Origin of the sequence: Pseudomonas asiatica, assembly GCF_040214835.1 — a bacterium.
GTDB lineage: Bacteria > Pseudomonadota > Gammaproteobacteria > Pseudomonadales > Pseudomonadaceae > Aquipseudomonas > Aquipseudomonas putida_Z.
On record NZ_CP157874.1, the window covers coordinates 2998971 to 3023114 of the forward strand.

The 24144-nt window shown below is 63.2% G+C and carries 21 protein-coding genes; 3 read left to right on the forward strand and 18 right to left on the reverse strand.

The window, feature by feature from the left end:
* Window positions 1-148: 148 nt before the first annotated feature.
* From ABNP31_RS13520 to ABNP31_RS13585, 14 genes are all read right to left on the reverse strand, one after another.
* Entirely contained in the window at window positions 149-1399 is a 1251-nt protein-coding gene (locus tag ABNP31_RS13520) for an OprD family porin (protein WP_085664802.1), read from the reverse strand.
* A gap of 54 nt (window positions 1400-1453) precedes the next feature.
* Window positions 1454-2653, reverse strand: coding sequence for a benzoate/H(+) symporter BenE family transporter (locus ABNP31_RS13525; RefSeq protein WP_085664801.1), 1200 nt, complete (start codon window positions 2651-2653; stop codon window positions 1454-1456).
* Window positions 2654-2795: 142 nt separating this feature from the next.
* Window positions 2796-3710, reverse strand: coding sequence for a catechol 1,2-dioxygenase (catA, locus tag ABNP31_RS13530; RefSeq protein ID WP_085664800.1), 915 nt, complete (start codon window positions 3708-3710; stop codon window positions 2796-2798).
* A gap of 30 nt (window positions 3711-3740) precedes the next feature.
* Window positions 3741-5090, reverse strand: coding sequence for an MFS transporter (locus ABNP31_RS13535; protein ID WP_085664799.1), 1350 nt, complete (start codon window positions 5088-5090; stop codon window positions 3741-3743).
* Window positions 5091-5148: 58 nt separating this feature from the next.
* Window positions 5149-5910 carry a 1,6-dihydroxycyclohexa-2,4-diene-1-carboxylate dehydrogenase gene (locus tag ABNP31_RS13540; protein ID WP_350012378.1) on the reverse strand — a complete coding sequence of 254 codons (762 nt, stop codon included), beginning with the start codon at window positions 5908-5910 and terminating at the stop codon, window positions 5149-5151.
* 145 nt (window positions 5911-6055) lie between these two features.
* Window positions 6056-7066: a benzoate 1,2-dioxygenase electron transfer component BenC gene (gene benC / locus ABNP31_RS13545; RefSeq protein WP_350012379.1), complete on the reverse strand. Its 1011-nt coding sequence runs from the start codon at window positions 7064-7066 to the stop codon at window positions 6056-6058.
* A 72-nt stretch (window positions 7067-7138) separates the two neighbouring features.
* Entirely contained in the window at window positions 7139-7624 is a 486-nt protein-coding gene (gene benB / locus ABNP31_RS13550; RefSeq protein WP_004374327.1) for a benzoate 1,2-dioxygenase small subunit, read from the reverse strand.
* Window positions 7621-8979 (reverse strand): benzoate 1,2-dioxygenase large subunit, encoded by a 1359-nt coding sequence (gene benA, locus ABNP31_RS13555; RefSeq protein ID WP_350012380.1) that lies wholly within the window; start codon window positions 8977-8979, stop codon window positions 7621-7623. Before benA ends, benB begins: the two co-directional genes overlap by 4 nt.
* 83 nt (window positions 8980-9062) lie before the next feature.
* The gene (locus ABNP31_RS13560; RefSeq protein WP_350012381.1) at window positions 9063-9968 is read right to left on the reverse strand and encodes an RHS repeat-associated core domain-containing protein; all 906 of its coding nucleotides are present in this window, start codon (window positions 9966-9968) and stop codon (window positions 9063-9065) included.
* Window positions 9969-10062: 94 nt separating this feature from the next.
* Window positions 10063-11019 (reverse strand): benABC operon transcriptional activator BenR, encoded by a 957-nt coding sequence (benR, locus tag ABNP31_RS13565; protein WP_350012382.1) that lies wholly within the window; start codon window positions 11017-11019, stop codon window positions 10063-10065.
* Between the two features lie 362 nt (window positions 11020-11381).
* Entirely contained in the window at window positions 11382-12437 is a 1056-nt protein-coding gene (locus ABNP31_RS13570; protein WP_350012383.1) for a GlxA family transcriptional regulator, read from the reverse strand.
* Between the two features lie 141 nt (window positions 12438-12578).
* The gene (gene proX / locus ABNP31_RS13575) at window positions 12579-13607 is read right to left on the reverse strand and encodes a glycine betaine/L-proline ABC transporter substrate-binding protein ProX (protein WP_350012384.1); all 1029 of its coding nucleotides are present in this window, start codon (window positions 13605-13607) and stop codon (window positions 12579-12581) included.
* Window positions 13608-13677: 70 nt separating this feature from the next.
* Window positions 13678-14631, reverse strand: coding sequence for a glycine betaine/L-proline ABC transporter permease ProW (proW, locus tag ABNP31_RS13580; protein WP_350012385.1), 954 nt, complete (start codon window positions 14629-14631; stop codon window positions 13678-13680).
* A 19-nt stretch (window positions 14632-14650) separates the two neighbouring features.
* Window positions 14651-15811 (reverse strand): quaternary amine ABC transporter ATP-binding protein, encoded by a 1161-nt coding sequence (locus ABNP31_RS13585; RefSeq protein ID WP_350012386.1) that lies wholly within the window; start codon window positions 15809-15811, stop codon window positions 14651-14653.
* A gap of 418 nt (window positions 15812-16229) precedes the next feature.
* Between ABNP31_RS13585 and ABNP31_RS13590 the strand changes: the two genes are divergently transcribed.
* Entirely contained in the window at window positions 16230-17210 is a 981-nt protein-coding gene (locus ABNP31_RS13590) for a LysR family transcriptional regulator (protein WP_025339032.1), read from the forward strand.
* A gap of 139 nt (window positions 17211-17349) precedes the next feature.
* Here the strand turns inward: ABNP31_RS13590 and ABNP31_RS13595 are convergent, their stop codons facing one another.
* Window positions 17350-18081 (reverse strand): hypothetical protein, encoded by a 732-nt coding sequence (locus ABNP31_RS13595; protein WP_085664888.1) that lies wholly within the window; start codon window positions 18079-18081, stop codon window positions 17350-17352.
* Window positions 18082-18305: 224 nt separating this feature from the next.
* Complete coding sequence (gene hisN / locus ABNP31_RS13600) at window positions 18306-19097, reverse strand: histidinol-phosphatase (protein WP_075045172.1); 792 nt, start codon at window positions 19095-19097, stop codon at window positions 18306-18308.
* A 146-nt stretch (window positions 19098-19243) separates the two neighbouring features.
* Between hisN and ABNP31_RS13605 the strand changes: the two genes are divergently transcribed.
* Complete coding sequence (locus ABNP31_RS13605; RefSeq protein ID WP_025339029.1) at window positions 19244-20134, forward strand: universal stress protein; 891 nt, start codon at window positions 19244-19246, stop codon at window positions 20132-20134.
* Between the two features lie 245 nt (window positions 20135-20379).
* The gene (locus tag ABNP31_RS13610) at window positions 20380-22515 is read left to right on the forward strand and encodes a TonB-dependent siderophore receptor (RefSeq protein ID WP_238066368.1); all 2136 of its coding nucleotides are present in this window, start codon (window positions 20380-20382) and stop codon (window positions 22513-22515) included.
* A gap of 117 nt (window positions 22516-22632) precedes the next feature.
* Here ABNP31_RS13610 and ABNP31_RS13615 read toward each other — a convergent pair whose 3' ends face one another.
* Together ABNP31_RS13615 and ABNP31_RS13620 are read right to left on the reverse strand one after the other, a co-directional pair.
* Window positions 22633-23154: an acyloxyacyl hydrolase gene (locus tag ABNP31_RS13615; RefSeq protein WP_015270391.1), complete on the reverse strand. Its 522-nt coding sequence runs from the start codon at window positions 23152-23154 to the stop codon at window positions 22633-22635.
* Window positions 23155-23351: 197 nt separating this feature from the next.
* Window positions 23352-24098 carry a phytanoyl-CoA dioxygenase family protein gene (locus tag ABNP31_RS13620; protein WP_350012387.1) on the reverse strand — a complete coding sequence of 249 codons (747 nt, stop codon included), beginning with the start codon at window positions 24096-24098 and terminating at the stop codon, window positions 23352-23354.
* Window positions 24099-24144 lie beyond the last annotated feature (46 nt).

Here is a 24144-nt window from a genome sequence, read left to right on the forward strand (position 1 = left end):
GAGCGGCTTTAGCCGCGAAGAATCCAACGCGGTGCATGGCACCGGCTGCGCCGGTGTTCGCGGCTAAAGCCGCTCCCACAGGGTCCCTGCTAACTCAATGAGTTATGTGCAGCTCCTACAAAGGCCCCGCAGGCATCCTGTGGATGCGTCAGAACAACTGCCAGGTGTACACCAGCGTCAAGCGGTTCTCGTCGATGTCGCTGCGGTAGTTGGACCGGGCCATGGCATTGCGCACCCGGATCCCCAGCCCCTTCAGCACCCCGCCCTGCACGGCGTAACCGATGTCCAGGTCACGCTCGCGGTCGCGCCCTTCATAACCCAGCCCAGTGTCGACATTGTTACCGGTGATGTAGCGCACGGTCGCGGTCAACCCCGGCACGCCCATGGCCGCGAAGTTGTAGTCGTAGCGCACCTGGTACGAGCGTTCGTCGGTGTAGGCGAACTCATAGGTCGGCACTTCGTTACCCAGCGGCGAGATGTTGGCGAATACCCGTGGGAACGGGCTGTCGCCATAGATGCCCTGGTAGCCGGCATGGAAGCTGTGCCCGCCATGCCGGGCCGAGAACATCGAGAAAAACGCCTGGTTGTCGATGTTGCCGAGCAACGCATCGCCATCCTCGCGAGCAGTGAAATACCCCAGGTTGGCGCTGAGCACCCAGTTGCCTACGGGCTTGCTGTGCTTGAGGCCGACAAAGCCCTGTTCGTAGATGTCCTCCAGTTGCCCGTACCACAGGCTGACGCTGCTCTGGTTGGCATTGAACGCATAGTCCCCGCCCAGGTAGTTGAAGGCATCGCTTTCTGCCTGGCGCATCGGCACATGGCCGAGCATGGCGTTCATCTTGCCGTCGCCGCCTTCGTTGCGCAGGTGGGTGCTTTTCAGGTGCCCGGCCTGCACGGTCAGGCCGTCGATTTCCGCCGAGCTCAGGCTTGCGCCCTGGTAGGTCGGTGGCAACAGGCGGATGTCGCTGAAGGTCAGCACCGGCAGGTTGGGTTGCAGTTCGCCGACGCGCAATTCGGTCCTGGATAACCGGGCCTTGAAGGTGGGCGCCAGGCGGCTGTATTCGTCGGCAGCGCGGCCATCGCTGTGCACCGGCAGCAACCCGGTGTTGGTGCGGTCGGGGCTGCTGTCGAGCTTGATGCCCAGCAGGCCCAGGGCGTCAACGCCAAAGCCGACCGTGCCCGGGGTGTAGCCCGACTTGAAGTCGAGGATGAAGCCCTGGGCCCACTCCTCGGCCTTGGATTGCCGGTTGGCCCCGACGATGTCGGAGAAGTCGCGGCTGAAGTAGTAGTTACGGGCACTCAGGGTGGCCTTCGAATCTTCGAAGAAGCCGCCTTCGGCGGCCAGCAAAGGTTGGCTGAGCAAAGTCAGGCCCAGGGCGACGCAAGGGGTGTTGTTCATTCCGAAGCTCTCTTGATCTTGTTTTTATGGGTAAAGCGTTGGAAGCACGGCGGTTCATGGGGTACGGCGCAGCACCTCCCGGGCACGTGGCTGGCGCAGCCTGAGCAACCCATGGCTCAGCAGGCCGAACAGCAGGCCCCAGAACGCTGCCGACAGGCCCAGGAAGGCCACCCCCGAAGCGGTGACCAGGAAGGTGAACAGCCCGGCATCGCGCTCGGTTGGTTCCGCCAGGCTGCGGGCCAGGGCTTCGCTGATGGCGCCATACAGGGCCAGCCCGGCCAGGGCGGCGATCAGGGCGGCGGGGAATGCTGCGAACAGCGACATCAGCGTGGCCCCGGCGATCCCCAGCAGCAGGTACAGCGCACTGCCAGCCACCGCCGCGACATAGCGCCGCCGTGGGTTTTCATGGGCTTCATGGCCAGTGCACAGGCTGGCGGTGACCGCCGCCAGGTTCAGCCCGTGGCAACCGAACGGCGCCAGCGCGGCACCGGCCAGGGCGCTGGCACTGATGATCGGGCTGGCCGGCGTGGGGTAACCGGCGTTGCGCAGCACTGCCATGCCCGGCATGAACTGCCCGGTCAGGGCCACCAGCACCAGCGGCAGTGCCAGGCTGAATACCGCTGCCAGGCTGAACTGCGGGGTGACCCACTGCGGCGACGCCAGCTCCAGCACCAGCGCCTCGCTGCGAAACGCCCCGCTGGCCACGGTCACCACCGTGCCCACGCACAGCACCGCCGCCACGGCGTAGCGCGGCTGCAGCCGGCGCATCAGCACGTAGGTGACGAACATTGCCAGTACCAGCAGCGGTTGCACCGGCAAGGCGCGGAACACCTCGACGCCGAAGCTGAACAGGATGCCGGCCTGCATTCCGGCGGCGATGGAGCCTGGCAGGCGCGCGATGATGCGGTCGAAGGCCCCGCTGATGCCGATCAGCAGCAAAACCAGGTTGGCCACCAGGTAGGCGCCCACGGCCTGTTCCAGACCCAGTTGCGGCAAGGCGGTGACCAGCAGCGCCGAGCCGGGGATCGACCAGGCGATCACCACCGGCACCCGGTAGCGCAGGCTGAGCAGCGCGCCAAGCACGGCGCTGCCCATGGACACTGCCCAGACCCAGGAGGACAGTTGCCGATGGGACAGGCCGGCGGCTTCTGCGGCATGGAAGATGATCACCAGGGGGCCTGCGTAGGAGATCATCGTGGCGATGCAGCCGGCGACGATGGCGGACAGTGAACTGTCCTTGATCAGGGTTTTCATGGCACCTCTCGCATCGGTGATGTATGGCAAGGGCTGCGCCCTTGATCGCCGGCAAGCCAGCTCCCACAGGGATCACACAGGTTTCAGTCCTGTGGTGATCCTGTGGGAGCGGGCAAGCCCGCGAAGAAGCCAACCCGGTGGCTCAAGCCTCTTGCAAAGCCCGCGGCCGCCCACTGCGCTGTTCATCGGCACCGCCGTGGGCCCGCTGCAACTGGAAGTCGAATTTCAGCTCGGCATGCCGCCCCGCCTCGCCCTCGACGAACACCACCTCGCCCACCAGCCCATCGCGCGTGGCATAGGCAAAGTCATCCCACAGGTACTTGTCCCCGGCCAGGTTGATCTGCGTGGTCAGGTGCCGGTGCCCAGGCGCCGAGATGAAGAAGTGCACATGCGCCGGGCGCTGGCCATGGCGGCCCAGCAGGTCCAGGCACTCCTGCGTCGGCCCCTGCGGGTCGCAGCCATAGCCTGACGGCACGATGGTGCGCGCGCGGTAGCGCCCTTGGGCATCGGTGACGATGCGCCGGCGCAGGTTGTACTCGGACTGGCTCTGATCGAAGAACGAATAAGTGCCCCGGGTATTGGCATGCCACAGGTCGACCGTGGCCCCCGGCAGCGGCCGGCCTTGCGGGTCGAGCACCTGGCCCTCCAGGTACATCAGCGTGGCAACCCCCTCCTCGCTGCCGTCGTCCATGCGCACTTCACCTTCGGCGATGGGCGCACCGGCCACGTACAGCGGGCCTTCGATGGTGCGCGGGGTGCCGCCGACCAGGCCTGCCTGCCGGTCCTTGGCATCCTGCAGCAGGTCGAGGAAGTGTTCGATGCCCAGCCCCGCCACCAGCAGCCCGGCCTCGCCACGACCGCCCAGGCGGTTGAGGTAGTCGACGGCATGCCAGAACTCGTCCTCGCTGATTTCCAGGTCTTCGATCAGCCGCGCGGTGTCTTGCAGCAGGCGCTGCACGATGCGCTTCAGGCGCGGGCTGCCGGCATCGTTGCCAAAGCCTGCGGCCTCTTCGAAGAACTGCTGTACCTCGGCAGTGTGGGAAATTTTCACGGTCATGGTGGGTTACCTCATGTTGTTGTTCTGGAGTTACGCCTGCGCCGCAATGGCCTGGGCATGCCGACGGCCGCTGGCCAGGTGCACGGCCATGGCCAGCGCGGCAATTGCGCCGGGGATGGCGAAGGCGATGAAATTGAGTTGCAGGGGCAGGTTGATGCCCATCAGTGCGCCACCGAGCAGCGGGCCGACGATGGCGCCGTTACGGCCGATGCCCGAGGCCCAGCCCAGCCCGGTGGAACGCACTGATAGCCCGTACAGCTGGGCGGCGCCGGCATACAGCAGGATCTGCGTGCCGATGGTGGTGGCGCCGGCAATGAAGATGAGCAGGTACAGCACCGGCATCGGGCTGTTGACGCCCAGCAGGCTGATCGACAGCGCGGCGGCAATGAAGAACGCCACCTTGACCTTGACCAGGTTGTAGCGATCGCCCAGCCAGCCGCCGAGAATCGCCCCGGCCATGCCGCCGAAGTTCAGCGCCAGCAGGAACGACAGGCTCGAGCCCAGGCTGTAGCCGGCGTTGGCCATCAGCTTCGGCAGCCAGGAACTGAGCGCGTAGACCATCAGCAGGCAGCAGAAGAACGCCAGCCACAGCGCCAGGGTGCGAATGGCCAGGCCGTTGCGGAACAGTTCGACTACAGCGGTGAACTTGCCGGCCCTTTCGCGGGACAAGCCCGCTCCCACAGGGGCGACCAGTACATCGTCAGGTTGCAGGTCGCAATCCGGGTCCAGCCGCTTGAGCAGCTTGCGGGCCTCGCCGGTACGGCCCTGGCGCACCAGAAAACCGATCGACTCCGGGAGGTGGTAGAGGATCACCGGCAACAGCAGCAGTGGCACCGCTGCGGCGAAGAACATCGATTCCCAGCCGAAACGCGGCAGCATGAAGATCCCGACACCCGCCGAGAGCATGCCGCCCAGCGAGTAGCCACTGAACATGATCGCCACCAGCGTGCTGCGCAGGCGCTTGGGCGCGTACTCGTTCATCAGTGCCACGGCGTTGGGCATAAGGCCGCCACAGCCCAGGCCGGCAATGAAGCGGTAGATGCCGAACTCGCTCGGGCTGCTGGCAAAGCCGTTGAGGATGGTCGCCCCGGAGAACAAGGCGAAGCAGATGGCGATGCCCTTCTTGCGCCCGATGCGGTCGGCCAGGCTGCCGAACGCCAGGGCGCCGAACATCATGCCGAACAGCGCATAGCTGCCCAGTGCACCGGCCTGCAACGGGGTCAGGCCCCACTCTTTCATGATGACCGGCAGTACCACGCCGTAGATGAACAGGTCATAGCCGTCGAAGATCAGCAGCAGGCCGCACCAGGCCATGACCATCCAGTGAAACGGGGTAAAGCGCGCGTTATCGATGATCGGGTGTACGTCAAGGGTTCGCATGGCATCTGTCGCTCTTGTTTTTGTTGTGAAAGAAAGCTCTTTGCCCTGTGGGTGTCGCTCAGCCGAGGTCGCCGCCCCCTACCGGCAAGGTCACGCCGGTGATGTACGAGGCTTCGTCGGAAGCGAGGAACAGGATCGCGCCGACCTGCTCGTCGATGCTGCCGTAGCGGTGCATCAGGCTGCTGTCGAGGGTCTGGTCGACGATCTGCTGGTACCAGTACCTTTCCTGTTCGGTCTGCTCGGCACTGTTGCGCGGCACGCGCCGGGGTGGCGCTTCGGTGCCGCCGGGAGCGGTGGCGTTGACCCGGATGCCCCGGCCGGCGGTTTCGAAGGCCAGGCACGCAGTCAGCGCATTGACGCCGCCCTTGGCCGCGCCATAGGGCACGCGGTTGACGCCACGGGTGGCGATGGACGAGACGTTGACGATGGCGCCGCTGCCGCGTTCGAGCATGTACGGCAGTGCGGCATGGCAGCACCACAAGGTAGGGAACAACGAACGGCGTACTTCGGCTTCGATCTGGTCCACTTCGTAGTGTTCGAAGGGCTTGGCCCAGATGGTGCCACCGACGTTGTTGACCAGAATGTCGAGGCGGCCGAACGCTTCAACCGCGCTGGCCATGACCTGGGCGCAGTCGGTGTGTTGTTCCAGGTCGGCAGTGAGGGTGAGCATGCCCTCGCCGGCCAGCTCGTGAACCAGTTCGGAGCGGTCTACCGCGACCACTTGCGCGCCTTCGGCCTTGAGCCGCCAGCACACGCCACGGCCGATGCCCTGGGCGGCACCGGTGACCAGGGCGACCTTGCCTTGGAATCGGTTGTTCATGTGTGTCTCCTGCTTGATCCGTGTAAGGGCAATTGGGAGGGCTGCGCCCTCCATCGCGACGCAAGGCCGCTCCCACAGGGGAACGCGGTGCATGTGGGAGCGGCCTTGTGTCGCGAAAGGGCCGCACCGCGGCCCCGGCGATCTGTCAGGCCGCCGCCGCGAACTTCTCGTAGTAGAAGTTCGCCGGGGTAATGCCCTGCTCGCGCACGTACTGGCTGACCGCCTCGACCATCGGTGGCGGGCCGCACAGGTACACATCCACATCGCCGTCGTTGAGGTGGCGCGGTTCGATGTGCTGGGTCACGTAGCCCTTCTGCGGGTACTGGCTGTCCGGGTTGGCCACGCAGGCGCTGAAGGTGAAGTTGGGGATGCGCGCCGCCAGCGCCTGCAGGCGGTCGAGTTCGACCAGGTCGAAGTCGTTGGTCACGCCGTAGATCAGGTGCAGCGGATGCTCGCTGCCCTGCTCGGCGATCTTCTCCAGCATCGCCGTGAACGGCGCCAGGCCGGTGCCACCGGCCAGCAGCAGCAGCGGGCGCTGGATCGGCCGCAGGTAGAAGCTGCCCAGCGGCCCGGCCAGGGTCATGCTGTCGCCGGCCTTGGCCAGGTTGGTCAGGAAGCTGCTCATCAGCCCGCCCGGCACGTTGCGGATCAGGAAGCTGACCTCGCCGTCCTTCTGCAGCGAGCTGAACGAATAGGCACGGCTCTGCTCGCTGCCCGGCACCTTGAGGTTGACATACTGCCCCGGCAGGAAGGCCAGGCGGCTGAGGGCCTCGCCCTTGATCGACAGGGCAATGGTGCTGGCCGACAGCTGGCGGACATCGCTGATGGCGGCCTCGAAACTGGCCTGTTCGGTCTTGCACAACTGCGACGAGGCCGGGATGCGGATGACGCAGTCGCTTTCGGCGCGCATCTGGCAGGTCAGTACGTAGCCTTCGGCGACTTCGTCTTCGCTCAGGGCGTCTTCGATGAAGTTGTCGCCCAGGTCGTAGCGGCCGGACTCGGCCTTGCACTTGCAGGTACCGCAGGCGCCGTCGCGGCAGTCCAGCGGGATGTTGATGCCCTGGCGGTAGGCGGCGTCGGCCACGGTTTCATGGTCGGTGGCCTCGATGAAGCGGGTAACCCCGTCTTCGAAATTCAGTGCGATCTGGTAGCTCATGTTGCACCTCGCGGGCGAGCCGGGCCACGGCACGTCGCAGGACGCACCGGGCAGTGCTCGCAAAACCCTGGATCAGATGTGGTAGATGTCGATGACCTGGCGCACGTAGTCGTTCTTCAGCACCACTTTCTTGGCCTTGATCAGCGGCTGTTCGCCGCGCAGGTCGAGGGTGTAGAAGCTGGTGCCGAAGTAACTGTCGGTGGTCTTGTAGCGGAAGCTCAGGGTGTGCCAGTTGAAGCGCACCTGGCAGCTGCCCTCGCCCTGCTCGACGATCTCGATGTTGCTGATGTTGTGCGAGGTGCGGGTGTCGGGCACGGTCGCACTGGAGCGCTCGGTCTTGATGCGGAACACCCGGTCTTCCAGGCCGCCACGGTTGCCGTACCAGATCAGCGAAATTTCGCTTTGTGGGTCTTCGGTAAGGGTGTCGTCATCGTCCCAGCTCGGCATCCAGAAGCTGGCATCGCTGGCGTACAGCTCCAGCCACTGGTCCCACTGGGCATCGTCCAGGTAGCGCGCTTCGCGGTAGAGGAAGTCGCGCACGGTTTCATAAAGGCTCATTGCACGGCCTCCACGGGGATCAGTTGCTGTTCGTCCTTCAGGGCCTGGATCATGATGTCCTGCCAGTACTTGTGCTGCAGCACGAACAGGCCTTCGTCCTCGGTGCGTACGCCCGACAGCAGCGGCTTGAGTTCGATCTCCCTGGCCGCCTCGTCGGCGCCTTCCACCCAGTGCGCAGCGCCGCGGGACATGTCGTTCCAGCCGGTGCCGCCGCCATAGCCGGTCTGGCACGAGCGGAACTCTTCCAGGTCATCCGGGGTGGCCATGCCGCTGACGTTGAAGAAGTCTTCGTACTGGCGAATGCGCTTGGCGCGGGCATCGGCGCTCTCGCCTTTCGGCGCGATGCAGTAGATGGTGATTTCGGTCTTGTTCACCGAAATAGGCCGGGCGATGCGGATCTGCGAGCTGAACTGGTCCATCAGGTACACGTTCGGGTACAGGCACAGGTTGCGCGAGTTCTCGATCATCCAGTCGGCACGGGCCTGGCCGAAGTCGGCGGCCAGCTGGTCACGGCGCTCGTAGGCCGGGCGGTCTTCGGGGTTGGCCCAGCGGGTCCACAGCAGCAGGTGGCCGTGGTCGAAGGAGTAGAAGCCACCGCCCTGCTTGGCCCAGGCGCCGGCACTCATGGTCTTGATCTCTTCACCCGCCTCGCGCTGCTTGCGCTGGTTCTGGGTGGCGGCGTAGTTCCAATGCACGGAACTGACGTGGTAGCCGTCGGCGCCGTTCTCGGCGGTGAGTTTCCAGTTACCTTCGTAGATGTACGAGCTGGCACCGCGCAGCACTTCCAGGCCTTCCGGCGACTGGTCGACGATCATGTCGATGATCTTGGCCGACTCGCCCAGGTGCTCGACCAGTGGCTTGACGTCGGCATTCAGGCTGCCGAACAGGAAGCCACGGTACGACTCGAAGCGCGCCACCTTGGTCAGGTCATGGGAGCCGTCGCAGTTGAAGCTGTCGGGGTAGCCGGCGTTGCTTGGGTCTTTGACCTTGAGCAGCTTGCCGCTGTTGTTGAAGGTCCAGCCGTGGAACGGGCAGGTGTAGCTGGAGCGGTTGCCGCGCTTGTGCCGGCAGAGCATGGCGCCGCGGTGGCTGCAGGCGTTGAGGAAGGCATTGAGCTCACCGTCCTTGTTGCGCGCGATGAAGATCGGCTGGCGCCCCATGGTCAGGGTGAGGAAGTCGTTTTTCTCGGGGATCTGGCTTTCATGGGCCAGGTAGATCCAGTTGCCCTCGAAGATGTGTTTCATCTCCAGGTCGAACAGGCGTGGGTCGGTGAACATCTCGCGCTTGCAGCGGTAGATGCCCTTTTCACGGTCGTCCTCGAGCAAGGCATTGAGGTAGTCGAATCCCAGGGACATGGCCAGGGTCTCCCTTGTTATTGTTTAGACCTGGTCAGGTTAGGGAGACCGCTGGCGGGGGACTATCCGGATTGTGCAGAGTGTTATCCAGCTTCGCCGGATTTTCGCACTTGTTGACTCAACCGTTTGGGGTCATGGAGCCAGCTGTTTACTTCAGAGATTTCTCCAGCTGCGTCCACGCTACGATGGAGCGGAAACAGAACCTCATATGCTTCAATATCCAGTTTCCGCTTCGCTATAAACCAATTGCGTATGGGGCCCCAGCTATCTGGCATTGTGTCAATCAGCCACCCATTTTTCGCAACACGATTTCCCACCGTTAAAGAGCTACCCACTACCCGAAGCATCTGCTCGTTAGACCATATAGGCGCGTTCATGATTTCTTCTAGATGACTCCCACTACCACGAACCTGTTCGTCAACCGTCTTCACAACACGTTGATTTACTACACGGTGGGCAGAATGGCCTCTGTTGAAATCTGGATTGATGCTATACCCGGTTTTGGTGCTTCCCGCCTTAGGCCGGATGCTTGGGAGTTTTACTTTTGGAACAACTTTATGACCGCTGGGGTCAGTATTGTTAACGGGATCACCACCACAATAGGCGTAACAGTTTATTCCTCCAGCACCCATTGGGCTCAAGCTGTCAGGGCTGTTCAACCGCATCAAAACCGGGTTGAGCGCACGATATCCCTCCCCCAACAAGTAGTGCCCTGTTACAGACTCTTTTTTCTGCCCGCTGTAGCGAAGTACAGTTGCGCATTGCTCGTTTCCATCAAATCCATAAACTGTGTACTGCAGCGAATAAGGGGGAAACTGCAAGATAGATCCGTGCTCGTCCACGGCGTAGAACGCCGCCTGCCCCCCATTGCGCTGTGCCAGTGCCCGGCCAGCGGCCCGCAGCAAAGCCGAAGCCCCTGCGCCGGTATGTTTGACCAGCGCGAGGCCTTCGGGGGAATAGAAATAGAGATCCTTCTGTAACATTGACATGGTTGCCACCATTTACCCGAAATACAGCAAATGGTGGGTCGAGCATAAAATGCGAACAACTAGCAAAAATATCAGGTGGCCGAGCTAGCCGGCCTCATCCCCGCCGCTTGAACGTCTGCGAAGGCAGTTCACCAAACTGCTGCCGATACACCTCCGAGAACCGTCCCAGATGAAGGAAGCCGTAGTCCAGGGCCAGTTCCGTCACACTGCGCACGCCACAAGTCGGGTCGCTCAGGCACGCATGCACCCGTTCAAGCTTGCGCTGGCGCACGTAATGCTTGGGGGTGATGCCCAAGTGCTGGTCAAACAACGCATACAACGAGCGCAAGCTCATGCAGGCCTGCTCTGCCAGTACCTCAGCCGACAACTCCTGCTTCAGGTTGCGCTCAATGTAGTCAAGAATGCGCTCAAGCCCCGCTTGCGGCGCGCTCAGGCTTTCGCGGCGGATATTGGTGCTCATCAAGGTCAGCAGCTTGCTGGCGACGATCTGGCTGTAATGGCCCTGCACCCTGGGCAGCGAATCGCTCACCTCTGCTTCCTGGCAGACCATGGCCAGCAGGTTGACGAACCCGTCCAGCTCGTCCAGCCGGTAATGGTTGCGCAAGAACCGCACCCCGCCATCCGGGCGGTGCCAGCGCTGTTCGTCGCAGATCGAGTCCAGTAGCCGGGTCGGCACCTTGAGGATGAATTTTTCGCAGTCTTCCGAGTAGGTCAGGTCAACCGGGTCGTCGGGGTTGATCAGCAGCAGCTCGCCCGGCACCAGGTGATGCTCGCGCTTGTGCCCACGCCACAGGCAGTTGCCGTTGAGCAGCACCTGCAGGTGGTAGATGGTTTCCAGTGCCGGCGAGGTAACGCGCACGCTGCCGCCGTAGCTGATGCGGCACAGGTCGAGTTCGGCGAACTTGCGGTGGCTGAGGCTGGCTTGCGGATGAGTGGTGCGGGACAGACCGATGCAATGCTGGCCTACGTGCTGGTTCACATAATCGGACACAGCATAAGGGTCGGCGTGATGAAACACGCTACTGCGCTCGCTCAGCAGGCGGCTTTCCATAGGCAAGGCACTCGGATCGTTATTGTTCTGGTCGCCGCTTCCTACGGCCCGGTGGGGCTGTGGTTGCGGTCGTCACGGTCATTCTATCGAGCCGGCTGCGGGTCGCGGGGGCAGGCGACAACCGGTGGATGGGCACACTTAAGCAAAAAGGCGGGGGTTGGGCAATGCGACCTTGGGAATGGATGGGCGGATAGCGGACGTTCATGACAGGAGAGATGTTCGGTTATCGAACGGTGTTTTCCTGTGCCGGCCTCTTCGCGGGTGAACCCGCTCCCACAGAGATCCACCACTGCCGCAAGACCTGTGCAATACCTGTGGGAGCGGGTTTACCCGCGAAGAGGCCAGCACAGGCAACCGAAAGTTCAGTGCACAGCCACATCCTGCCGCCCTGCCCACCCTTGGCTCCTTGCCCGGTACTGCCGCGGGGCAATGGCGAACAGCTCACGGAAGCGCCGGTAGAAATGCGGGAAGCTGACAAACCCGCTGGCCACCGCCACTTCGGTCAATGACTTGCTGGTGTGCTGCAGCAACTGCCGCGCATGGGTCAACCGCAGCTCCAGATAGTAACGCGGCGGCGTGGCCTGTACATGCCGGCGGAACAGGCGCTCCAGATGCCGCCTGGACAAGCCGGCATGCTCGGCGATCTCGTCGATGCCGATCGGGTCTTCGATATTGGCGTGCATCAGCTCCAGGGCCAGGCGCACGCCGTTGGGCAGGCTGGGGTCGATTTCCGGCGAGCTGGCAGGTGCATCACTCAGTACCCGCGCCCGGTCGCATGCCAGCATCTGCTCCACGGCGCGGCGCAACGCTACGCCACCGCACTGTTCAAGCAGCGCCAGCATCATGTCCAGCGCGCTACTGGCGCCCGCGCAGCTCATGCGCCGGCGATCCAGCACATGGGCCTGGCGGCTGATGCGCACCTTGGGGAACAGCTCGCTCATCATCGCCCGGCCGTCGGGGTGGAAGGCGCAATCATGGTCGTTGAGCAATCCCGCTTCGGCCAGGAAGTAGGCACCGTTCCACAAACCGCCCAGCTGGCAGCCGTGCTGGTCGGCCTGACGCAGCCTGGCGCGCAGCATCGGTGAGGTTTCCAGGCGCACACGGAAGCCGCCGCACACCAGCAGGCAGTCCAGGCCTTGCACCTCCAGGTCGGCCAGCTGGGTGTTGACCGGCAGGGCGATGCCAAGGTCACTCATCACCTGGGGACCCTCACCCACTACCTGAATCTGGAACAACGGCGTGGCACTCATCAGGTTGGCGGTGACCAGACTGTCCATGGCGGCGGTGAAGGCCATCATCGAGAAGTGCTCGCGCAGGACGAAGGCGACACGCTGGCATGGCATCGACAGCGAAGTGCGGATGGCCGGGTCCAGGTGGGCCAGGTTGGTGTTCTTGAGGATGCTTTCGAAGTGGCTCATGGCTATTCACTCAACAGCGGAAATCGCGTTGCCCCCTTCGCGGGTGAACCCGCTCCTACAGGTATCGCACAGTATTCAGAGCCTGTGCAGTACCTGTGGGAGCGGGTTTACCCGCGAAGGAGCCAATGCTAATGGATCAGGTTACTTGCCAGCCTGGGCCGCAGCGTCACGGGAGGCTTGCAGCCACTGGTCGAACTGCTGGCGGTGCGCCGCTACCCATTCCTTGGCATGGCGGGTGATGTCGGCAGGCTTCTTCTCGCCCTGCTGCATCTTCAGGTTCTGGTTGCTCTCGTCGTCGGTGCTGATCTGCACCAGCGACAGGAACTTCAGCGCTGCCGGGTTCTCTTCGGCAAAGTCCTTGTTCAGCACGGCCACCACCTTGTCGATGGCAAAGCCGAGGTTTTTGCCGTGGTACATCGTGTCGACATCATTCTTGCCATCCGGCAGGTCGGTCTTCGGCACTTCCAGCCAGACCACGTCCCTGCCCTCGACCAGCACGCTGGCGATCCACTGTGGCACCCAGGTGAAGTAGAAGATCGGCTTGCCTTCCTTGTAACGGGTGATGGTGTCGGCCATCAGCGCGAAGTAGGAGCCCTGGTTGACGGTGATGCTCTTGTCCAGGTCGTAGGCTTTCATGTGGTGGGCAATCACCAGCTCGCAACCCCAGCCCGGGTTGCAACCGGTCATGTCAGCCTTGCCGTCACCGTCGGTGTCGAACAGCTTGGCGATCTCTGGCTTTTTGAGGTCGGTGATGTACTTGATGTTGTACTGGTCAGCGGTTTTCTTGTCGATCAGGTAGCCTTGGGCCACGCCCGGCAGGATGTCGCCAGTCTTGACCATCACGTCGTCACCACCGGCCTGCTGGTAGAACTGGTTGTGCAGTTTGTCCCACAGGTGCACGGTGAAGTCGACGTCGCCGTTGGCCAGGGCCACCATCATCACGCCGTACTCGGTCTCCTTCGGCTCCTGGACCTTGTAGCCCAGCTCGCGCAGGCCTTCCATGGCCACTTCGCCACGGAAGCGCTCTTCGGCGATGGAGGGGAAGATCGGCGTAACCTTCACGCCCTCCCCCGGTTTTTCGGCCGAGGCGTGCGCGCCCAGCGCGGCTGCCACCAGGGTCAGCGCAGTGGCGCATTTGAGGATGCTGCGGGAGAACTTGGATTCGTGCATCGTCGCTTACCTTCTTCTGATTTTTATCTTCAAGTGCGGCAGATCGAACGTCTCAAAAGCCTTGCAGTGCTCAGGCGGTCTTGCGCCGCCCTTGCGGTTGCGCCACGCCACACAGGCGCATGACCACGCCTACCGGGCCGGTGTGGTACCAGCGCAGGCTCGGGTCGGCGCTGGTGCGGGCGCCCATGGCCTGGGTCAGGCGGTCAAGGAAGATCGCCAGCAGCACCAGCCCTACGCCACCGACCGTGGCCAGGCCCATGTCGAGGCGGCCGATACCGCGCAGGACCATCTGGCCCAGGCCGCCGACGGAAATCATCGAGGCGATCACCACCATCGACAGCGACAGCATCAGGGTCTGGTTGAGGCCGGCCATGATGGTCGAGGTGGCCAGCGGCAGCTGCACGCGGGTCAGCATCTGCCGTGGGGTGCAGCCGAAGGCACGGGCGGCCTCGATCTTGTCATCCGGCACCTGGCGAATGCCCAGGTTGGTCAGGCGCACCAGTGGCGGCAAGGCGAACACGATGGTTACCAGCACGCCGGGCACGTTGCCGATGCCGAACAGCATCACCACCGGTACCAGGTAGACGAAGGCCGGCAGGGTCTGCATGGCGTCGAGCAGCGGGCGGATGATGCGCTCCAGGCGGTCGCTGCGGGCACACAGGATGCCCAGCGGTATGCCGATGACCGCGCAGAAGAACACCGAGGTTAGCACCAGCGCGAGGGTGGTCATGGATTCGGCCCATACGCCGATCAGCCCTAGCAGGGTGAGGGTGACGAAGCACAGCACGGCCATGCGCTTGCCGGCCAGCTGCCAGCCCAGCAGCGAGGAGAGGATGATGCCGATGGTGGGTGGGATGCTCTGCAGGGTGAACTCGATGCCATTGAGCACCTGGTCGATCGGCCAGCGGATGGCGCGGAACACCTCGCGGAAGTTGTGCACCAGGAAGTTCAGGGTGGCGGTGACCCAGTCGCCCAAGGGGATGGTGGCCGCCTGGAACGGGTCGAGAATGCTGAATTCGGACATGAGGGTGTACCTCTGGGTATTAGTGGCGGCTCAGGGTCTGCAACAGCTCGTTCTTCGACAGCGTGCCCTTGAAGGCGCCCTGGCGGTCGAGCACCGGTACCGGGTACGGCAGGTCGGCCGCCACACCGAGCACTTCGTGCAGTGGCGTGTCGGTGTATACCGGGCACTGCTCGTGCAGGCTGTAACGCTCACTGGCGGTAGCGCCGTTGGCGTCGGTGTCGACCACGCCCAGCAACTGCCCGCGGTCGTCGACCAGGTAGCCGAACGGCACGCCGGCCTGGAAGCTCGGGGCCTTGCCGTTGACCTTGCACACCACCGCCGGGTCGAACTTGGCCACATCACCGGCCTTGAGCACCCGCGAGCTGTCGAAGCTCTTGAAGAAGGTGCGCACGTAGTCGTTGGCCGGCTGGTTGATCAGCTCCTGTGGGGTGCCGATCTGCACCACGCGGCCACCTTCCATGATCGCGATGCGGTGGCCGATGCGGATGGCTTCCTCGATGTCGTGGGAAATGAAGATGATGGTGCGCTGCTGCTCGGCCTGCAGGCGGATCAGCTCGCCCTGCATTTCGCTGCGGATCAGCGGGTCGAGCGCGGAGAACGCCTCGTCCATCAGCAGGATCGCCGGGTCGTTGGCCAGGGCCCGGGCCAGGCCTACACGCTGCTGCATACCGCCAGACAACTGGTGCGGGTAGCTGTTTTCATGGCCGGCCAGGCCAACCTGGCTCAATGCTTCACGGGCGCGGCTGTGGCGTTCGGCCTCCGCTAAGCCGGCAATTTCCAGGCCGAACGCGGTGTTTTCCAGCACGCTCATGTGCGGCATCAGTGCAAAGGACTGGAACACCATGCCCATTTCCTTGCGGCGCACATCCAGCAGGGCTTTGTCGGAGAGCCCGGTGATTTCCTTGCCGTTGAGGTGAATGCTGCCGGAGGTGGGTTCGATCAGGCGGTTGAACAGCCGCACCATGGTCGACTTGCCCGAACCGGACAGGCCCATGATGACGAAGATTTCGCCACGCTTGACGGAAAAGCTTGCATCGAACACGCCGACGACGTGGCCGGTCTTGCTGAAGATTTCGTTCTTGTCGGCCCCCTTGCGGAGCATCTCCATGGCCATGTTCGGGTTGGGACCGAACACTTTGAAGATGTTTTTTACCGAAAGAATCTCATCGGCATGGCTCATACGACCCTCTTTATTATGCTTATTAACCAATCTTTCAACTTCGCACTTTCAATAAGGCGGGTAGAGATCAGTGCGAGTACGCTTGGCAGTCCGTTCAAATTCGAACGTGAGTCAAAACCGGCACGCAGAAAGTCCTGCTTCAAAATTGTCCGACTATCGATGTCTCGAATGTCGCGCCGTGGGTTCAACGTTAGGCCTTGAACCAGAGCGGGTCCAACGACATTTGTTTCACGCAAACCATTACCTGAAGTTATCAATAAGGGCCTGAGCCCCGAGCCACAGCCTGGCGCAGTGCGCTTGAATGCAGGCGCAGCCTTGTGCAGCGAAGAGACCGGCTCATACACTTGAGCCATGGGTGCCTGTAGGGGCCCTTTCGCAGCACAAGGCTGCTCCTACAAAGGACCTGCACCCCACCGACATGGTCAGACACTCCGAACCCGATCAGACGCTGATCAAGATGCCCTCGCTGCGTGCGGTCAAAGTCTTCGTCGCCGCCGCCAAGTACCAGAACTTCACCCGCGCCGCCGAGGCGCTGTGCGTGACCCAGGCAGCGGTCAGCCGGCAAATCCGCGAACTGGAAACCTACCTGGGCGCCGAGTTGTTCACCCGCGTGGGCCGTGCGGTGGAGCTGACGGTGGCCGGCTCGATCTTCTTCGATGCGGTGCAGTTGTCGTTCGTCAACATTTCCCAGGCTGCCGAGCGCATTCGCAGCAACACCAACAGCAAGCAGGTGGTCACCCTGTGCTGTTCGCCGGCCTTCGCCGCCTTGTGGATGGGGCCGCGGATGCCGAGGTTCTTCGATGAGAACCCGGACATCGACATCAACCTGGTGACCACGCAGAACTTCCTGGCCATGGAGCCCGGGGTGCGCCCGGACATCTACATCACCAAACTGGGCAAGGTGCAGGCGGGCTACAGCTCGCACCAGCTCAACCACGACGTGATCTACCCGGTGTGCACGCCGCTGTACCTGGCGCAGCACCCAGAGGTGCGTACCCTGCAGGGGCTGCGTGATGGCACGTTGTTGAACCTCAGCCCTTATGGCCGCTCGCAGGTGGCCGAGCACGTGGACTGGAACGTCTGGTTGGCGTTCCATGACATCGACCTGAAAAGCCGCGCCAACACCGGCCCGCACTTCTTCAATGCCAACGATTACAACCTGCTGGTGCAGCTGGCCCTGGGTGGCCAGGGCGTGGCGCTGGGCTGGCACCACCTGGTAGAGCCGCTGGTGGCCCAAGGGCTGCTGGCAAGGCCGGTGGAAGAGGAACTGGTGCTCAAGGATACCTTCCACTTCCTGGCGTTCAACGAAGACAAGGACCATGACTCCAGTTGCTGCCGCTTGCGGGACTGGTTGCTGGCGGAGTTTCAGCCGTTGCTGGAGTCGTTGCGTACCCGCTGAATATCAGTTGCCTGTGCTGGCCTCTTCGCGGGCACGCCCGCTCCCACAGGTACTTCATCGCCCTTCAGGCTGGTGATATCCCTGTGGGAGCGGGCATGCCCGCGAAGAGGCCGGTACAGGCAACCCGGAACCGCCCACTTCACTGCACCGGCAGGAAGTTCATCAACAGCAGGCTCTGCGCATAATTCAATCCAATCCGCCTGTACCGCTCATCCAGCAACTCCGCCAGCAAATCCAGCCGTGCCACGATCTTGCCGAACTCAACGGCAAAACTCAGGTTGCTGCCCTCTTCCGAGATTTCGTTGGAGAACAACAGCAGCACGCCATTGGCATCCTGCCGCTGGCTCAGCATCCAGGTGGCCTTCTCGATATTGCGCGCCGCGTTGTTGATGAACAGCGGGTCGATGGTATCGGTCATGTAGAACTCGGTACGCCCGCCGTGCGCGGTGATCAGCATGCTGCCGATGGCGTAGATGAAGGCGCCCACCCGGTCACCGCGAAACTCGGGGCTCAGGGCATAGCTCAAGGCTGCCAGGTCGCGACGGTTGCCCAATTGCGGCAAGGGCTGGCGTTGTTCGATGGCGATACGGATCTGCCGCTCGGCAGTTGCCGCGTCCACGTAGCCGGACAGCTTCCACTGGTTGGGGTTGCGCAGGTAAAGCTTGTTCATCAGCAGGTACAAGCTCTGCAGGTTGTCGCGCATGGACAGCGTGGCCAGGCGGTCGACGCTGGTCTGGAACAGTTCGCTGGGCTTGCCGTTGCCGAGCTGGTTGACCATGTCGCGACCCTGCTGCTGGGTGCAGGCGCACAGGCACGTGAGGGTGCCTGCCAATAGCAGGCGGAGGAAGAATTCTGGCTTGCTTGCAACCATCGGCACCGGGTCGATATTCGGCGGCCGCACCGGGGATCAGTGTGGCCTGGCCAAGCATAGAGCCCGGAAATTGGAAAAAGTGCGGTGATCGGGGTTATGGATACCTGTGCCGACCTCTTCGCGGGTAAACCCGCTCCCACAAGATCACCACATATCTTGAAAACTGCGCAGTACCTGTGGGAGCGGGTTTACCCGCGAAGAGGCCGGCGCAGGCAACACATGAATCACATGGCGTGACGCAACATCTCCACCACCTGCGCATGCAGCGCCGGGTCACCACAGGCCACCACGCACCCGCCATTCTGCGCGCTGCTGCCATCCCACGCCGTGATCACCCCTCCCGCCCCTTCGATGATCGGCATCAGCGCCTGCACGTCATACGGCTGCAGGCTCGCCTCGACAATCACGTCGACAAACCCGGAAGCCAGCATGCAGTAGGCATAGCAATCGCCACCGTAGCGCATCAGGCGCGCCTTGCCGGCAACGGCTTCGAATGCAGCCTTGCGCGCGGCGGTATCGAACATGTCCGGGGTGGTGCACATCAGCGTGGCCGAGGCCAGGTCGGCACAGGCGCGGGTCTGCAATGGCGTACCGCTGCGCCAGGCGCCTTCCGGTGTGCCGACAAAGCGTTCGCCGGTGAACGGCTGGTTCATCACCCCTACCACCGGGCGCGTGCCGTCGTTCAGGGCAATCAGCGTGCCCCACAGCGGCAGGCCGGTGATGAAGGCACGGGTGCCGTCGATCGGGTCGAGCACCCAGGTCAGCGGGCTGCTGCCGACTGCCACGCCGGCTTCTTCACCGAGGATGCCGTGCTCGGGATAGCGGGCCTGGATCAGCTCGCGCATGGCGTCCTCGGCTGCCTTGTCGGCCACGGTCACCGGGTCGTACAGGCGCCCCCCCTTGTCCTCGACGTCCAGGCTGGCGCGAAAGTATGGCTTGATCGCCACGGCAGCAGCATCGGCCAGCTGCTCGGCGAAGGCGCGGAATTCACCGATCTGTTCAGCACTCAGGGACATGGGGCGGGCCTCGTGAAAATGATGGGGCCCGCATCATACCCGACACACCGTGCCGCGCCAGCCTCCGTCGGCCGCTCATGCGGCCCTGCGCGGTCTAGACTGAACAAGACCAGACACCGGGGGGCTGCCACACGTGGAGGTGTGAGATGAGCCAGTTCAAGCGTCTGTTCGTCATGCTCGGCCCGCAAATGCGCCACACGCCAGCGCTACAACGCGCTGCGGCGTTGGCGGAATCCAGCGGTGCCTTGCTGGATATCAACGTGTTCGTCGACGATGTCGACACCTTCGGTTTGATGAGCGATAGCCGCGAGCGTGAGCGGCTGCTCAGCGACAACCGCCAATGGCTGGCGGACGAAGCCGAACAACTGGCCAACGCCGGCCTGGATGTGTCTACCGAACTGCTGCTGACCCGCGACCCGCTGGGCAGCGTGCTGGAGCGGGTGGAACGGCTGGGTTGCGACCTGCTGATCAAGGACGTGCAGCACGAACCGGTGCTCAAGCGCCTGCTGGTAACGCCACTGGACTGGCAGTTGCTCAAGGACAGCCCGGTCGCCGTGCACCTGGTCAGCGATATCCGCCTGCCGCTGCCCCGGCAGATTGCCGCCGCGGTGGACCTGAACAGCCATGGCGCCGGCGAGCACCTGGATGAGCAGGTGATCCATTGCGCCCATGCCCTGGCCCTGCAGTGCAATGCCGAACTGCACCTGCTGCATGTGTGTGACGCGGCCAAGACCCACATTGCCGACTTCGGCGCCGGCACAGTGACCATGCCCGGCTTCGATGTCAGCGTGCGCACCGCGCAGCGGGCGGCGTTCAACCGGCTGGGCGACCACCACCAGATCCCGCTGGAGCGCAGGCACTTCCTGGAAGGGGCCGCGATCAAGGTGATTGCCCAGTTCGTCGGGCACAGCCGGGCGGATGTGATCGTGATGGGCAGCCACCGGCATGACGCCATGCAGACGTTCCTGGGCGGGACCACGGCGCATGTGCTGGAGCATCCGCTGTGCAATGTGCTGGCGATCAAGGCGGTTCGCTGAGAGCTGGTAAATCTGCACCGGCCTCTTCGCGGGTGAACCCGCTCCCACAGGTACCCCACTGACCTCAGGCCTGGTGAAACCCCTGTGGGAGCGGGTTTACCCGCGAAGAGGGCAACACGGATTTCAGCCTTGGTATCTGGTACACCAGTACCACACAAAAAGAATGCATTTGATAATGATTCGTAGTAGTTTCTCGGCGCTTGCCCACCCTACCCTCAGCGCCCTACTCCAGGATCGTACCGTCGATGCGTCGCACGTTCGTTTCGCTTTGTGTGCTTCATGCTGTCTCCCCACTGGCCTTTGCCGAGCCTGAACCGCTCGGCGAACCCGCCCAGATCGAACTCCAGGCCCTGAACATCACCAGCAGCGCCGACAGCGAACGTGCCAATGGCCCGGTCGAGGGCTACAAGGCTACTCGCTCGGCCAGCGCCACCCGCACCGACACCGCCCTGCACGAAACTCCGCAATCGGTCAGCGTGGTGCCCAAGGATGTACTGGAAGACACCGGCGCCACGCGCCTGCAGGATGGCCTGGACTACGCCGGCGGTGTCGGCCGCGCCAACAACTTCGGCGGCCAGGGCCTGACCACCTTCACCGTGCGTGGCTTCACCACCGGGGAGTTCTACCGCAACGGTTTCCCGATCAACCGCGGCTACCCCAACGCCCCCGACGCCAACACCGTCGAGCGCCTGGAAGTGATCCGTGGCCCGGCCAGCAGCCTGTATGGCCGTGGCGACCCCGGCGGCACCTTCAACGTGGTCAGCAAGCAGCCGCTGCCAGAGTCGAAAGTTACCCTGGGCAGCCAGTTCGATGACCAGGGCATGCACCGTGCGACCCTGGACGCCACCGGGCCGCTGAACCAGGACGGCTCGCTGGCCTACCGCCTGAACCTGCTGGGCGAAGGCGGCGAAAGCTTCCGTGACGACGTGGAAAGCGAGCGCTATGACGTGGCGCCGGTGCTCAGCTGGCAGGTCAACGACAGCACGAAGATCGTCTTCGAGGGCGATTTCATGCGCAACAACCACCCGCTGGACCGTGGCCTGACCCGCCTGCCCGGCCAGCTCGGCACAGCTTCGCGCGACACCAACATCTGGGAAAAAGGCAGCGACAACCTGCTGCACAACGACAACAACATGGCCCAGTTGCGTTTCGAGCACCTGCTCAACGACAACTGGACGCTGGGCGGTGGCATGCAGTGGCTCGACGGCTCGCTCAAGGGCAACGCCGTGGAGGCCAACGCATTGCAGGCTGACGGTCGCACGCTGGGGCGCAACTTCAACTACCGCAAACTGGAGTGGACCGACCGCGACTACCAGCTCAACCTCACCGGCCACTTCGACACCGGCGGCTACGCTCATACACTGCTGACGGGCATCGAGTACGAAGACTACGACTACAACTCGATCATCCAGCGCTCGGCCAGCGGTGCCAGTGAGTACCCGATTGACATCTTCGACCCGGTACTGGGCCAGCCACGCCCTGCCCTGACCCGCACCACCACCCATGACAAGGAAAACCTGAAGACCTGGGCGGCTTTCATCCAGGACCAGGTGGCCCTGACCGAGCGACTGAAGGCGCTGGCGGGCGTGCGCTTCGAGCGCTTCGAGCACGATTACGACGACAAGCTGCCGACCAACCGCGACTTCAGCAAAGGCGAAAACGGCGTCACCCCACGCTTCGGCCTGATCTACGACCTGACCGATACGGTTGCGGTCTATGCCAACACCGCGCGCTCGTTCAAGCCCAACACGGGCACGCCAAGCGGGGGCGGAGGCTTCGACCCGGAAAAAGGCAAGTCCTACGAACTGGGTGTGAAATGGGAGGCACTCGACCGCCAGCTGAGCATCGATGCTGCGATCTATCACATCGTCAAGGAGAACGTCCTGGCGCGCGACCCGAACGACCCCACCGGTACCTACAGTATTGCGGCCGGCGAAGTGCGCAGCCGTGGCCTGGACATCAACATCGCCGGCAACCTGACGCCGGAGTGGCGCGTGATCGGTGGTTATGCCTACGTCGACGCCGAAGTGACCCAGGATACGACCCTGCCCAAGGGCACGCGCCTGGCCAACATCCCGCGCAACAGCTTCAGCCTGCTGAACACCTACGAGTTCCAGGATGGCCTGGCCAAGGGGCTGGGGTTGGGGGTTGGAGTGAAGTACGTGGATGATCGCGCCGGCCAGACGGCAGCCACGACCTACACCATGGAGCGCTACAGCGTGGTCGACCTGCTGAGCTTCTACAAGGTCAACGAACACGTGCGGTTGAACCTGGACGTGAAGAACGTGTTCAACAAGGGCTATGAAGAGGGCGCGTTCAACAACTATGTCTACCCGGGTGCGCCAAGGACAGTGCAAGCTGGGGTTTCGTATACCTTCTGACAGTTCCTGGGGCTGCTTTGCAGCCCATCGCGACACAAGGCCGCTCCTACAAGGAAACCGCGATCTCCTGTAGGAGCGGCCTTGTGTCGCGATGGGCCGCAAAGCGGCCCCCCGGTCTCAGAACCCTTTGCTGTAGAACAGCGAGTACGACTCGATGCCGTCGTTAGGCTGCTTGAGCCCCGCGTTGGAGTAGTGCATCGCGCGGATCCCCACCTTCTGCTCCCCCGGCAGTTTCAGGCCGAAGCCGATGCGGTCTTCGAAGTTGACCGACGAGCCCAGGCGCTGGTCGCCCACGTCGGTCTTGGAAAACGCCGCCAGACCAATGCCGGCCTCGATGTACGGGGTATAGGTGAAACCGCTGAACTCGTAGGTGAACACCGGGCTGAACGACAGCGAGTGCGCGCCACTGGCCTCACCGCCTTCCCAATAGGTGTAGGCCGCATCCCAGTACCCGGTCAGATGACCGGTGCTGCTTTCCAGCCATTTCTTGTCCCAGTCGAACGACAGGCCGATACGGTAGGTCATGTCGCCTTGGCCAGTGGCGCCAACGGCACCGCTCACCTGCGCTGCCTGGGCCAGATTCGCCCCGGCAAAGGCCAGCACTGCAGCAGCCAGCGAAGCTGCTAGACGGGTTTTCATCAATGACTTCTCCTGATGGTCTATACGGCAAGCGGGGGCTTGGGCCCCTCGATCTTATGTGGCGACCGGTTGCATCCAGACCGGTCACACGAAGTAATACTTTTCTGATTATCGACCAGATAAACACAAAGTTGAAAGTGAATTGCCACCATTGGCTAATACCCTGCGCCAGCATCTGCCATGCCGAACAGCAGCGGTCAGTCGTATTCCGCCTCTTCGTGTTCGCCCAGCAGGCGCCTTTGCCTGGGGGTGGCTTCCTCCAGCACCTGCGGGTTGAAACGCCAGTTCAGGTACGGCGAAAACTTCTGCGCGACCATGCGCCGGCCATAGTGCACTTGCAGCATGTCGCGCTCGCGTGACTGGGTGCAGTTGGCCCCGCCGCTGTGCCAGACATCGCTGCGAAACACCAGCGCGTCCCCTGCCTTGCACAGCACCGGCTGGGCCTCACGGCCCTGCCAGTGTTGCTCGCCAGCCTGTGGTGGCCGCGCCGCGCGGTGGCTGCCGGGCACAATCCAGGTCGGCCCGATGTGATGGTCGATATCGCTGAGGTACAGCTGCGCAGTCAGGATCTGCGGGGGTTGGGTGAAGTCGCTGCGCTCGCTGAGCCAGTCGGGCAACTGCATGGGCAGATGGTCCAGGTGCAGGGCCACGCCGGGGTAGCCCGGGTGGCTGCGCCAGGCGGTCTGGCCGATCACGTGGCAGTCGGCGCCCAGTGCCGCTTCGGCCAGGGCGATCAGCGGCGGCAGGTCGAGAAAGGGCAACCACAACGGGTTGCGGTTGAACACGCACTTGTAGTGTTCCAGCAGCCCCTGGTAATCCCAGTGGATGGGCTGCAGGTCATCGATAGCGCAGCGCAACAAGGCGATACGCAAGGGTTCGAGCACACCGGGGAGCAACACATAGCCCCGCTCGTCCAACATCTCCAGCTGAAGGTCCAGGCTCATGGCGATGCGCTCCTTTCAGGCAGGAGCACATCCGTACTCCTGCCCG